This window comes from Vibrio pelagius (assembly GCF_024347575.1).
Lineage (GTDB): Bacteria > Pseudomonadota > Gammaproteobacteria > Enterobacterales > Vibrionaceae > Vibrio > Vibrio pelagius.
This window is the reverse complement of the sequence record NZ_AP025504.1, coordinates 933,828-947,072: the sequence shown is the minus strand read 5'-3', so window position 1 is coordinate 947,072 and position 13,245 is coordinate 933,828. Positions and strand designations below refer to the sequence as shown.

Below are 13,245 nucleotides of genomic sequence, written 5' to 3'. Positions count from 1 at the left end.
ATTTCCTTCTAGTTACGCTTTTACTTGCTTTAGATACGCTGATACCGCATCTTGCGCTGAGTCGCCTTTAAGAGTTTTTACATTCTTGAGCCATGCTTCCACCTGCTCTGGGTTACTGTTTAACCACTGCTGAGCAGCTTTACTTGGCTGAACGTTCTGATTAAGAATGGCTTCCATTAATTCATTCTCCATATCGAGAGTGAACTCTAGGTTTTGAAGAAGTTGACCGACGTTTGAACACTCAGACAGGTAGTTTGCACGCACGTTAGTGTAAACATTGGCGCCCCCGTAATTCGGGCCAAAATAGTCATCACCCCCGTCTAAATACTCCATCTCAACATTACTGTTCATTGGGTGCGGTGCCCAACCTAAGTAAACGATCCATTGGTTGCGACGAGCAGCACGAGACACTTGTGACACCATGCCAGCTTCACTTGATTCAACTAAACTGAAGTCTTTCAAACCGAAGGCATCTGAATCGATCATCGATTGGATTAGGCGGTTACCGTCGTTGCCAGGTTCAATACCATAGATGCGGTCTTTAAACTTATCGGCGTGCTTAGCAAGGTCAGCAAAGTTCTTCACACCGGCATCGTAGACATATTTAGGGACAGCTAGCGTATATTTTGCACCTTCTAGGTTAGCTCGAACTGTTTCAACAGTGCCCGCTTCACGGTACTTGGCAATATCACCCTCCATCGTTGGCATCCAATTCCCAAGAAAAATATCGATGTCACCATTCGCCATTGATGAGTAAGTCACCGGCACAGAGAGCAGGTCTGTTTTGGTTGTATATCCCAGACCTTTTAGTAGCTCGGTCGTCACCGCTGTCGTTGCGGTAATGTCGGTCCAGCCAACATCCGCAAAGCGCACGTGTTCGCATTGTTGAGGCTCTACAGCTGCATAGGCGTTAAACGCAAATAAGCTCACCGCACTAGCGGCCACTGTCTTTTTGGTCAAGGTTTGGATAATTGTCATAGTGATTCCTTATATTCTTCCTTTTCACCACATCGATGTGGTTTCTGACTCATACTTTTATGGCTCAGTCTTTATTGACGACTGAGTCTAGATTTGTAATTAGGTTTCGTTGGCTAAGGCTCTTAACGGCTCGTTTTCGCGCTGCGTATCTTGCCATCGCGGTGCTATCCAAACGGGAACATCGGCTGCCGCTAGTGGCGTTTTACCCAATATCAAATCAGAGGCACGCTCGGCGACCATGATGGTGGGTGCATTTAGGTTACCGTTGGGAATGGTTGGGAATACCGACGAATCGACCACACGTAGGTTAGCAACACCGCGTACTCGACACTCTTCATCCAGAACCGCCATTGGGTCATCATCTGAACCCATCTTGCAGCCACAAGAAGGGTGATACGCACTTTCTACATTCTGTTTTACCCACTCATCGATCGCTTCGTCGGAGGTGATATCTGCTCCTGGCTGAATCTCTTCTCCACGAAATTTGTCCATCGCGGGTTGAGACAGGATTTCACGCGTTAAGCGGATACAATCACGCCAATCTTGACGGTCTTGCTCTGTCGAGATGTAGTTAAAAATGATTTCAGGTTTGTCATGCGGATCGGCCGATGTAATCGCCACTGTCCCTCGACTCTCAGGCTTATTCGGGCCAACGTGGACTTGGAAGCCATGACCATCAAACGCAGCTTGTCCGTCATAGCGCATCGCGGCTGGCAAAAAGTGGTATTGAATATTCGGCCACTTAAGACCTTTTCGAGAGCGGATAAAGGCGCAGGATTCGAAGTGGTTGGTCGCACCAAGTCCTTTGCGAGTCAAAATCCACTCAGCACCAATCATGCCTTTGCTGACTAAACCGAGTTTACTGTTAAGCGTAATGGGCTCATTACAGTGATATTGAAAGTAGACTTCGAGGTGATCTTGCAGGTTTTCACCCACACCACTGAGTTCATGCTTAAGCTCTACGCCCGCCTTTTCAAGCACGGCTTTAGGACCAATACCGGATAACTGAAGTAACTGAACTGAGCCGATAGACCCAGCCGAAGAGATCACTTCTTTTGAAGCCGATGCCGTTTGAATCTTGCCTGATTTTTCAAACTCAACACCTATCGCTTTCCATTCGTCAGACTCTTGCTCTAGCAATACCTTACGAACCACCACGCCTTTGATAAGAGTGAGATTGGAACGTTTTAACGCTCTACGCAGGTAGGCATTCGATGTCGAGGCGCGAACCCCTTTGTCCACCGTCATATGCATTGCGCCAAAACCTTCTTGCTGGTAACCGTTGTAATCTTTGGTTTCTGGGTAACCTGCATCCTTACCCGCATCAATGAACGCTTGATACAGCGGGTTGAGCGACATGTCGTTACCGTTACAAGTTCCAACAGGTCCATCACCGCCACGATAAGCATCACAGCCCTGATTCCAAGACTCGGCACGACGAAAGTAAGGGAGACACGCTTGGTAATTCCAACCCACAGCGCCCTGCTCTTCCCACTCGTCAAAATCGCAAGCGTGACCGCGAACGTAAACCATACCGTTGATTGATGAGCTACCACCGAGCACTTTGCCACGAGGACAGTGCAACTGACGGCCATCAAGACCAGACTCTTGCTGAGTTTCAAATTGCCAAGCGTACTTTTCTGTATTCATCGGGTAAGAAAGGGCTGTCGGCATCTGGATAAAAATACTCTTATCCGTACCACCCGCTTCTAGCAATAAAACGTTATGTTGGCCGCTTTCAGTGAGCCGATCGGCCAACACACAGCCGGCCGAACCCGCGCCGACGATAATATAATCGTAGCGTTGTTCCATGTTCTGTTCTCCGTGAGAGGTTAAGCGTTATGCATAAGGGCTGGCGTAGTCGCCTAGCTCAATAAGAATGCTCTTGGTTTGGGTGTAATGAAGTAGGGTTTCTGGCCCATTTTCGCGACCAATCCCAGATAACTTATAACCACCGACAGGCATCTCGGCAGGTGAATCGCCCCAAGTGTTTACCCAGCAAATACCGGCTTGCATTTGATGGATAACGCGGTGAGCTCGCGATAGGTTTTGGGTAAAGACACCCGCAGCTAAGCCATAATGGGTGTCGTTTGCGCGGCGAATAACATCATCTTCATCAGTAAATTTAAGTACCGACATCACAGGCCCAAAGATCTCCTGCTGGACGTGAGGCATATCATCATCACAATCCACAAACACGGTTGGCACCACAAAATTGCCATCGCCTAAGCCATTCTCAGTGACTTGATAACCGCCTGTCAGCAGCGTTGCACCTGACTGTTTAGCCATATCAATCGCTTCAAGAACCTTAGATAGGTGTTGCTTGGAAATAAGTGCACCGATTTGTGTTTCAATGTCCATTGGATCACCGATCACGAGCTTTTCTGTGCGCACCTTTAGCTGGTCGACAAACTCTTGATAGATGTTTTCATGGACATAAACACGCGTACCATTGGTACACACTTCACCTTGGGTGTAGAAGTTAGCCACCATCGCTGCAGATACCGCATCATCAAGCTTGGCGTCATCAAAGATAATCATTGGCGACTTACCGCCAAGTTCCATAGTGACCGACTTAAGGGTCTTTGCACTATCAGCCATGACCGCTTTGCCCGTGCCTGTTTCACCAGTAAAAGAGACTTTGGCAATATCAGGGTGTGCCGTCAGCATTTGTCCCACACGGTAATCACCCTGAACAACATTAAACACACCATCAGGCAAACCTGCTTCCGTGAAAATTTCAGCCAATTTTAGTGCAGTAAGCGGCGTTTCTTCTGAAGGCTTGAACACCATTGCATTACCCGCAGCTAATGCCGGTGCGGATTTCCACATCGCTATCTGAATAGGGTAGTTCCAAGCGCCAATGCCAGCACAAACCCCCAGAGGCTCTCGACGTGTATAGAAAAACTGGCTTTCACTCAAAGGTTGCTGTTCACCTTGCAGAGTCGGCGCGAGACCTGCGTAGTACTCAATGACGTCTGCACCAGAAGCCACATCTACTTCAATCGCTTCTTGCAATGGCTTACCCGTATCAGCAACCTCAAGCCTTGCAAGGTCATCGTTTCGTGTTCTAAGTATTTCTACTGCCTTGTTCAAAATACGACTGCGCTCGACAGCACTCATTGCCGACCACACCGCAAAACCACGCTGCGCCGATTCAACCGCTCGATCGAGATCGGATTGAGATGCTTGGCCAATGATCGCAATAGGTTCACCATTGGCAGGGTTAGTGCTAACGAAGGTTTCCCCAGACGTAGCAGCAACCGTTTTTCCATCTATGTATAAAGAGTTCATTTCCATTTCAGTATCTGACTTAGTTTCTATTTCGGCTCTATTGGCCAATTAAAATGACAAGCATGTAACTGTGCTAATCGACATTCAGCGAGTAGAAGGTCAACTGTTTGTCGAGGTAATCGTTAATGATTGCGCGTGCTTTGTTTGCATCAATGCCTTCGGGGTTAAGCGTCCCACGTAGCCAAATGCCATCAATCAGAGATGCAATACCATGTGCCACCAACTCAGCTTGCTCCGGATCTAACAATGCCTTTAGTTCGATAAGCAAATGAGAAATTAGACGTTTTTCATTGACGCGTTGCAGCCGTTTGAGCTGATCGTCGTGCATTGAGTAGGACCAAAATGCCAGCCAAGTCTTCGCGACCTTGTTCTCTGCTTGGTAGCCTTCAAAATTTCCATTGATAATGGCGTTGATTCTTTGTTGATGAGAATGAGTCGGTAATTCTCTTAGAGCCTTGGTGATGGTCACCGATAGTTGGCGCAAGATCTCACGCATCGTCTCTTCGAGTAGCCCGTGCTTACCACCAAAGTAGTGGTTGATGATTCCAGTAGAGACTCCAGCTTCTTTGCTGATCAACGCAATGCTGGCCGAATGCAAACCAACGCGATCAATCACCGTCATTGTGGCTTGTACGAGCTGTGGTTTTCGGATATCTGGCATCCCTACTTTGGGCATTTTCGAGTCCTTTTATTTTTTATTGAACGTTCAATTAATTATAAAATGACAGAAAACTAGTTAGGGTTCAAATGATTATTTTAACAAAATGGATACAAACAGCTCTCGAAAAAGTCACAATTACAAATAAAAACAACACCTTAGGCAATAATTTGACCTCTAAATAAAAACTATAAAGATTTGAGGTATGATGTTTATTACTCGATAGTTTCGGGGGTAACTTGGTCATTTTACGAGCAAGGACGCGACTTCCAATCGTATGAGTATCACAGACAAAAAAAGCCGCCCAACGACTCATTGGGCGGCTAAATTCGTATATATCTTGGAGAAGAGTTACTGATTTAAGTGGTTTAACAAGCTCTCCGTTGGACGAACAATCGCAATGATCGCTTCATCGTAGATCTTCGCAGCATCAGATAGAATAGCTTGGTAGGCATTTGCGTCTGCTTCTCGAACTTGCTCACCCGCTTTCGCTTTCGCAATCAAGGTGAGTGCCAGATCGGCAATTTCGACCGTTTTCTCTGCCACCACCACAGTCTCTACCGAAGAGACATTAGCAGCAAAAATAGTTTTAGCGGCAAGTGCAGCCGATTTTGCTTGCTGATAATGCTCTGTAAGTTGCTCCAATGCCTGTTGATTGCCTGTCGCAACTTCGTTGACCAAGTCTTGCATCTCATACACCGCGTAGCTTTCTACTGGCAGCGCATCAACAAAGCGATTTAGGCGCTCGTATTGACTGTACAAAGTGCCTTTAGGCTCTGTTGAGTTCCACTTCTCCCAGTTACGAGCATAGTATTGTGCTGGCTCGGTGTACTTTGAAAGAATACGAAGATCTTCGATATCTTGGCCTCTGGCAATACGCTTCAGCAACATATCTGCATCCGCGTGGTGACGCAGACCCACTGAGATTTCCGACCATGTGTCCATCGCTTTCATGCGTTTGTACATGCTACGCTCATCGGTCAGTTCAGCATCCGACCAGAAGCGTTCTGCAATCGCGTAACTACGAGGCCATAGGTAGTTTTCTACCGTGAGGCTGTCTTTGTTCTCAAGCCATATCGTAATCTCGCCACCCAGAATCAACTCTTTTTCTTTGTCAGTAAGCTCAGCAGGGTAACCACCATTAGGCTCAGGGATGACACTACCTTCAATATCGCTACTCGCAATCACTTCACCTGTGGTTGGCCAGCGCACGTTACCAATCAATTGATAACTGCCCTCAGAGAAGCCATTTGGATTGAGATTCAGGTTGAACTCAGTGTAAGACATGAAGTTATCGAAGTGTCCGACAAAAGTTTTGCCCGGCACATAATCAAGGATGTAGATCTCTTCACGAGACTTACCGTTGTAATCGCTAAACGCACGGAAAGTACCGTCTTTTGCTTCAATGATAGTAAGCGTTCCCTTACGTGGACTGCCTTTAGAGCGAGGCTTTTGCCACTGGTAAGTCACGAATTTCTCACCGCTGTGAAGCTTATCATCAACCGTGATGCCGGTTGGCATTGGGTCATTGCGATAGTGGTAGCTCGTAGGCTGAGGCTGGTCTAGGTAATAGCCAGTAGACAGAATGCCCGCATAACCTTCTTTGGCAGCACGACCGATACTGTCGTGACCTTGCCAGCTTTGAATCACGATAGAAGTTGGCAGATCTTTATGCCAGATCTCATCCCAACCCGTCATCTTCTTGCCACGCTCTTCCAGCATCTTCTCAACTCTTACGTTGAGGTAAGACTGCAAACCTCGCTCACCATCAATACCATTCTCTTGGATAAACTTCTGATGCTTTTCGCTATTGATCCATTGAGAGTAATTCGGCTCATCACCACCAATGTGGAAGTACTCATCTGGGAACAACTCGGTCACTTCATCAAACACATCACCCAGCATTTCATAAAGTTCTGGGTTTAGAGGGTCCATCAATGGCTCAAACACACCCCAGCCGCGCTCTTGGTCATAACTTTGACCTTCGCCACCCGACATTAAGTGTGGGTAGGCATGCGCCACAGCAGAAGAGTGCCCTGGCAGTGAGACTTCTGGAATCACACGAATACCAAGGTTACGAGCGTACTCGACTAGATAACGAACTTGGTCTTTGGTGTAGTAATCACCATCGGTAGTTTCTGACCATAGGCGCGGCCAAGCTTCCGTTTGAATTCGGATACCTTGGTCGTCCCAGAAGTGCCAATGGAACACGTTCATTTTTGCAGAAGCCATCGCATCTAGCTGACGAATCAACACATCAAATTCAATAAAGTGACGAGAGGTATCGTAGGAAACACCACGCCAACGGAAGCGAGGTTCATCAACAATTGTAACGGCAGGGATGTGGTAGCCAGTCGCTGTTGTTTCAACGAGCTGTAAAAGGGTTTCTATACCGTGAATAGCGCCATAAGGACTTGGGGCGCTCAGCGTGATTTGTTCGCCCTGAGTGGTAATCTTATAAGACTCGTCTGAGTCGATGTTCTGAATTTCAGACTTTGGATCTGCGTCAATATCAATGATCAGGTTTGCTTCGTCTGCGCTATCAACCTGCCAATTCAGAATCGGGATACCGGTTTGGCGTACCAAACGATCGACAAAGCGTTTCGCCGTGTACTCAACACGATCAGAATTAAAGCCTTTGATGTAAACCTTGAAGTTACCGTCGACCTGTACTTGCCCTGCTTGTAGTTCAACCGTTTGAGGGTACGGCATTAAGTTAAGATCGGTATTCGGAGCCATTGCTAACGCCATTGGGGACACTACTGAACCTGAAATCAATAGAGATAATATAGTTTTTTTCATTATTAATTTTCCTATATAAGAGCGGTTCTGTTTGGTTTCTCGGAGGCGATTCACAAAACAGAACCATCAGCCACTGCTGCTAGTTGTCGTCAATTCAAAACAAATGAGCTATTTGCTTTTAGCTTGTAGCTATTTAAACAATGGCTACTTAACCAGCTCAACCGCTTCACGAACCAGCACGGCAATCTCGTCCCACTGCTCGTTTTCGATCATCTTTGGAGACACCATCCACGTGCCACCACAGCACACCACGCGATCAACAGCTAAGTAATCGTTCACGTTGTGCTTGCCGATACCACCTGTAGGCATGAGTGACACATCAACGTAAGGCGCTAGCAAAGATTTCACCATGTTGATGCCGCCAGACGCCTCTGCTGGGAAGAACTTCAAGAAGTTAAGACCAAGTTCAAGCGCTTGCTCTACTTGGCTTGGGTTGTTTACGCCAGGTACGATTGGCATACCGATCTCTTGGCAACGTTTAACCGTATTTGGATTCAAACCTGGCGCTACGATGAACTCACTGCCCGCCTCTTTCGCAAGATCGATCTGCTCAGGGGTTAATACTGTGCCAGCACCGATACACATCTCTGGATAGGCATCACGCATTGCACGAATCGAATCCGCTGCCGCTTCGGTACGGAACGTCACTTCTGCTACTGGCAGGCCGTTTTCTACTAACACTTTTGCTAGTGGAATCGCGTGTTCCACCTTGTTGATTTGAATAACAGGGATAACTTTGAATTGCTTAAGTGTGTTGATCATTTCTTGAGACATAATAATTTCGCTTTATCTTTCTATTTTTTAATTAAGTGGTTCATAGCGCTTACCGGGATGATGGCGCCTGAATATTGAATAACGGTAGAAGCCAGTTGGTGGCCGAGTTCAGCAGCTTCGGTAGCACTCTCACCCGTTAAACGTGCCGCTAAGTAACCCGCCGCAAAGGAGTCACCGGCAGCGCACGTATCAACAACGTTCGCAACAGCTGTCGCTGATACGTAGCTTTCTACTACCTTGCCGCTTTCTACCTGAACGATTTTGCATGGCTCACAGCCACGTTTGATAACGATCTCTTGGCAACCCAAGCGCAAGCAGCGTTGTTGAACGCTCTCTGAGTTACCCCATACAAGCAAGTCGTCGTCTTCGGTGATCAGCGCGATGTCTACCATTGGAAGTAAGTTGGCATACCAGTATTGTGCTTGGTCAGTCGTCCAAAGCTGTGGGCGATAGTTGTTGTCAAAAATGACCTTACCGCCTTGATTTGAGAACACGCCAATGGCTTTCAACAGACGTTCACGTGAGGTGTTATCTAAAATCGCGATACTAATACCACTGATGTAAACCGCGTCGACTTGTTTCTCTGTCAGCGCGATTTCAAGCTTATTCAAATCATTCGCTTGGAAATAAGATTTGACTGCCGCGTCGTTGCGCCAGTAATGAAAGTGTCGTTCACCAGTCTCATCGGTTTCGACCATGTAGAGACCTGGAAGCTTGTTCGCAATACGCTCTACGAAATGGGTTTGAATACCTTCTAACTGCCAGCTATCAATCATATTTTGAGACAGTTCATCGCCACCAAGACCTGTCGCGTAATGCACTGATAGGTCTTTGTTTTGAGTTAAGCGAGAAAGGTAAAGCGCGGTATTTAGCGTGTCACCGCCAAACTTTTTGGTTAATGGAGAGCCGCTGATTTCGACCATACATTCGCCAAAAAAAACAATATTGAAGTGAGAAGATACAGGCATAGCCGATCCTAAAATAGAGAGATAAACGAGGTGAAAAGGCCCTGCCACTAAACAGGGCCTGAATTAAGCAAACCAGTTGTGGAGACTAGGTTTAGCTTGTTTGATTTGCAGGGCGTTGAGGTGCCGCTTCTTCTTCAAGTACGCCAGTCTCAGACATTTCCATCTCCATCAGAGCACGCTCGTCATCAAGAATCGCTTTTGCCATTTCTGGTGTTACTTGGTTAGCCGGAGTCACTAGGCTCACGACCACACCTGCTGTGAGCGCGAATAGACAAGAAGGAATCACAGGATTACCCCAGAAAGCAGTGAGGTCTGCGTTGAGCATGACGATGAATGAAGCCACAGAAGCACCCACTAGCGTTGCAATTGCACCTTGCCAGTTGTAGCGTTTCCAGAATTTACCCAACATACCGCACACGAACATGCCTGACATAACCGTTGAAATCATCTTAGTGATGTAGCCAATGATGTCGTTTGACGTCAGTGCAAACAACAGTGCAAAACCAATCACCACAACCAAAGCTAAACGAGAGTAGTTCATCATTGATTCTTTGTTCGGTACACGACCTGTGAACATCACGTATACGTCACGCAGCAGGATAGACACACCAGCAATCGCATCTGAGCTTGCGCTCGACATAGTTGCAGATAGGCCGGCGATAAGAACAATCATGCCAACGCCAACTGGAAGTACCGTTGCTGCAATGTAAGGGAACGAGAAGTTAGGGTTATCCAGCGTAGGGGCGATAGCGTGTGCTGCCATACCAATGATTGCTGGAATGATAGAGAAGAAAAAGTACAACACACCAGAAGCTACGAATGAACGGCGGATGGTTGAAACGTCTTTACCAGAGTAAATGCGTTGACGGAATGAAGGCGTTGCCAATACACCAACACCGATGACCACAGCCAGAGAAACCGCAGGCAGAATACCTAGTTTATCGATTGCTAAAAAGCTCGTAGCAGCAGGGTCCATCGCAGCGTAAAGGTTATCCATGCCACCAATGTGGTTCACCGACATCACCGCCATCAAGATGAAGCCAGCAAAAAGGATGATTGCTTGGATAGTATCGGTCCATACAACTGCTGTGTAGCCACCGATAACAACGTAGATAGTGAATGCCGCTGCAATAATGATCTTCGCAAGGTTAAGGTCAATGTCAGCAATCCACGCTAGGTACATACCACCACCAAGAATGTGTGCACCTAGCCAACCGATGGATGCGATGAAGATAAGTAGGCCAACTACGTTTTTCACGATTCGGTTAGCACCCACGTAATACGCGAGCTCTTCACTCATTGTCATGAAGTTCAGCTTACGAACCGGAGCAAACCATAACGCAAGCAATAGTATGCCAACAGCACCGCCAATTCCGTACAGAGCTCCAGCCCAGCCATTTGCGTAGCCGAAGCCAACCGCACCCATACTTGAACCCGTACCGACCATCGTCGCTACCGTTGTACCAAGTACTAAAAATAGTGGCAGGCCACGGCCACCTAATAAGAAATCTTCGCCAGATTTTTGATTACGCGAGACAAACCAGCCTAACCAAATTAAAAAACATACGTACACGCCGAAGCCTGTAAGAAAAAGAGTGCTGTTCATTTGACACCTCTCAGTGAAATATTAAGTTCATTCCTGAACTTTTATTTATGATTCATTCATTTTATATTTCATATAATTACTTTATTTTTTGTATTTTAATTAAAGTAATTTTTATAAATGTAGGGTGAGAGTATTAAGGAATAATAACAGGGATAACTACGCCCTAATACTCTCTAAGTCGGTTATTGTGATTAGGTTATAACTAAACGCGATCAGCGCGGTAGCAAGTCACATCGACTTCAACTTTCACATCTACAACTAAGTCGCAAACCATGCAGATACGTGCCGGTGGGTTAGCCCCAAAGAACTCTTTGAATACCTGGTTAAATGATTGGAAGTAACGAGAGTCTGTTAGTACAACCTTTACGTGTACTACGTCTTCTAGGCCGTAGCCTGCTTCAGTCATGATATCGACACAGTTTTGGATCGCTAGACGAGACTGGTCAATAATGCCCCCCTCAACTACCTCACCATCTGTCATCGGTGTCTGGCCAGAAACGTATAGGACCCCCCCCGCTTCCGTTGCGCGTGCAAATGGTAAATGTTGTCCGCCAGTACCTGTTCCGCCTTCAACACCGTAACGTTTAATAGTCATTTTTTAACTCCACTTCTTTATAGATAATATTGGTTGCTTTCCAATATATTTAAATTAATTCGTCTTTTTATTTTCGCTTATTCAATTAATTACGATAAATAAAAACGCCAGAACGATTATTTCTTACTTTTCCTTTCTGGTAAGTTAGCTCACCATTTACAAATACACTTTCTATTCCTTCAGCAACTGAAATAGGATTTTCAAATGTTGCTGTATCTTTAATATTCTTTGGATCAAATAAAACTAAATCGGCAAATGCCCCTTGGCGAACTTCGCCTCTTCCCGCGAGGTTATAGCGTTTAGCCGACATTCCGGTCATTTTGTGAATCGCTTCTGGTAACGCGAACAGTTTTTCATCTCGGCAGTAGTGACCAAGCACTTTCGGGAAGGTGCCCCACAATCTCGGGTGTGGATGCGGGTCATTAGGCAGACCATCGGAACCAACCATGGTCAGCTTGTATTTCAATACACGTTTTACGTCGTTCTCATCCATGCAGTGATAAACCGCACCAGCTGGTTGAAGCGCTTTCGCGGCGTCCATCAATGGTAGGTTCATCTCATCAGCAATTTGCTTTAGGGTTTTGCCTGCATGTTCTGGTTTTGCTTGAGACCAAGTGATGAAGATGTCGAAATCGTCCGTCACCTGTTTCAAATCTAATGTCGAAGAGCTCGCAGAATATGGGTAGCAGTCGCAAGACACATCTTGATGCTCTGAAACCTTGTCCATCAAATCAAGCACTTCAACGGTTCTACCCCAGTTGCCCGCACCTGCACATTTAAGGTGGGAAATAACAACCGGCACTTTTGCATATTGACCAGTCTCAAACGCCTCTTCCATCGCGCTTAAGATCTCTTCAAATTCAGTACGCATATGTGTGGTATAGATACCGCCATGGTTAGACAGCACTTTGGCTAACTGCATCACTTCATTCGCGTTCGCTTGTTTCGCACTTGCGTAAGCTAAGCCCGAACTCAAACCTAATGCACCTTGTTCCATCGCTAAATCAAGGTTGTTCTGCATCTTTGCAATTTCATCTTCTGTTGCAGTGCGTTGCAGGTCATCCATCACTTGGTTACGCAGTGTGGTGTGACCCACTAAGGCTGCGACGTTTACTGCAGGTTGTGCTTGCTCCACCGCTTGTGCATACGCGGCAAAGGTTGGGTATTTGAAATCAGCCTGAGCGCCTAAAAGGTTCATAGGATCTGGAGGGTCACCAGCTAAAACCGTCGGTGACGCACTGATACCGCAGTTACCAACAATCACGGTTGTCACACCTTGGCTGATCTTTGGCAAGCAGTCAGGGTAACGAATGACGTTGGTGTCGTCGTGTGTGTGCACATCGATAAATCCAGGAGCCAATGCTAAGCCTGCTCCTTCAACCAACTGGGCACAATCTTCATGATCAATGCTGCCAATTTCGGCGATTTTTCCATCTCGGATTGCTACATCGGCACAAAACGATTGTTCGCCGGTGCCATCGAACACCTCTACATTTTTAATTATCGTATCGAACAACATTTCTCACTCTCTCAATCCACTCTCTTGATGGAGCTATATTAAAAATCCAAC

At 46.5% G+C, this 13,245-nt stretch carries 10 protein-coding genes; all 10 read right to left on the bottom strand.

The window, feature by feature from the left end:
* Nucleotides 1-12: 12 nt before the first annotated feature.
* Nucleotides 13-978, bottom strand: a complete 966-nt coding sequence (locus vsple_RS18410; RefSeq protein WP_255232224.1) for a choline ABC transporter substrate-binding protein — start codon at nucleotides 976-978, stop codon at nucleotides 13-15.
* A 99-nt stretch (nucleotides 979-1,077) separates the two neighbouring features.
* A complete protein-coding gene (gene betA, locus vsple_RS18405; RefSeq protein ID WP_261883338.1) occupies nucleotides 1,078-2,790 on the bottom strand; it encodes a choline dehydrogenase in 1,713 nt (570 codons plus the stop codon).
* 27 nt (nucleotides 2,791-2,817) lie between these two features.
* Nucleotides 2,818-4,278, bottom strand: coding sequence for a betaine-aldehyde dehydrogenase (gene betB / locus vsple_RS18400; protein ID WP_261883337.1), 1,461 nt, complete (start codon nucleotides 4,276-4,278; stop codon nucleotides 2,818-2,820).
* A 67-nt stretch (nucleotides 4,279-4,345) separates the two neighbouring features.
* The gene (betI, locus tag vsple_RS18395; protein WP_255232227.1) at nucleotides 4,346-4,948 is read right to left on the bottom strand and encodes a transcriptional regulator BetI; all 603 of its coding nucleotides are present in this window, start codon (nucleotides 4,946-4,948) and stop codon (nucleotides 4,346-4,348) included.
* 333 nt (nucleotides 4,949-5,281) lie between these two features.
* Entirely contained in the window at nucleotides 5,282-7,732 is a 2,451-nt protein-coding gene (locus vsple_RS18390; RefSeq protein WP_261883336.1) for a beta-N-acetylhexosaminidase, read from the bottom strand.
* Between the two features lie 144 nt (nucleotides 7,733-7,876).
* Entirely contained in the window at nucleotides 7,877-8,506 is a 630-nt protein-coding gene (locus vsple_RS18385) for a bifunctional 4-hydroxy-2-oxoglutarate aldolase/2-dehydro-3-deoxy-phosphogluconate aldolase (RefSeq protein ID WP_102424957.1), read from the bottom strand.
* Nucleotides 8,507-8,526: 20 nt separating this feature from the next.
* Complete coding sequence (locus vsple_RS18380; protein ID WP_261883335.1) at nucleotides 8,527-9,474, bottom strand: sugar kinase; 948 nt, start codon at nucleotides 9,472-9,474, stop codon at nucleotides 8,527-8,529.
* Between the two features lie 91 nt (nucleotides 9,475-9,565).
* On the bottom strand, nucleotides 9,566-11,080 hold the full coding sequence (locus tag vsple_RS18375) for a sodium:solute symporter family protein (RefSeq protein WP_261883334.1): 1,515 nt from the start codon (nucleotides 11,078-11,080) through the stop codon (nucleotides 9,566-9,568).
* Between the two features lie 202 nt (nucleotides 11,081-11,282).
* Nucleotides 11,283-11,675, bottom strand: coding sequence for a RidA family protein (locus vsple_RS18370; RefSeq protein WP_261883333.1), 393 nt, complete (start codon nucleotides 11,673-11,675; stop codon nucleotides 11,283-11,285).
* Nucleotides 11,676-11,760: 85 nt separating this feature from the next.
* Nucleotides 11,761-13,194, bottom strand: coding sequence for an N-acyl-D-amino-acid deacylase family protein (locus vsple_RS18365; RefSeq protein ID WP_261883332.1), 1,434 nt, complete (start codon nucleotides 13,192-13,194; stop codon nucleotides 11,761-11,763).
* Between the last annotated feature and the right edge of the window lie 51 nt (nucleotides 13,195-13,245).

Coding starts and splice junctions, on each gene's coding strand:
- vsple_RS18390 (WP_261883336.1), bottom strand. CDS start 7,732: ATGAAAAAAACTATATTATCTCTATTGATTTCAGGTTCAGTAGTGTCC.
- vsple_RS18410 (WP_255232224.1), bottom strand. CDS start 978: ATGACAATTATCCAAACCTTGACCAAAAAGACAGTGGCCGCTAGTGCG.
- betB (WP_261883337.1), bottom strand. CDS start 4,278: ATGGAAATGAACTCTTTATACATAGATGGAAAAACGGTTGCTGCTACG.
- vsple_RS18380 (WP_261883335.1), bottom strand. CDS start 9,474: ATGCCTGTATCTTCTCACTTCAATATTGTTTTTTTTGGCGAATGTATG.
- vsple_RS18385 (WP_102424957.1), bottom strand. CDS start 8,506: ATGTCTCAAGAAATGATCAACACACTTAAGCAATTCAAAGTTATCCCT.
- vsple_RS18365 (WP_261883332.1), bottom strand. CDS start 13,194: ATGTTGTTCGATACGATAATTAAAAATGTAGAGGTGTTCGATGGCACC.
- betA (WP_261883338.1), bottom strand. CDS start 2,790: ATGGAACAACGCTACGATTATATTATCGTCGGCGCGGGTTCGGCCGGC.
- vsple_RS18375 (WP_261883334.1), bottom strand. CDS start 11,080: ATGAACAGCACTCTTTTTCTTACAGGCTTCGGCGTGTACGTATGTTTT.
- vsple_RS18370 (WP_261883333.1), bottom strand. CDS start 11,675: ATGACTATTAAACGTTACGGTGTTGAAGGCGGAACAGGTACTGGCGGA.
- betI (WP_255232227.1), bottom strand. CDS start 4,948: ATGCCCAAAGTAGGGATGCCAGATATCCGAAAACCACAGCTCGTACAA.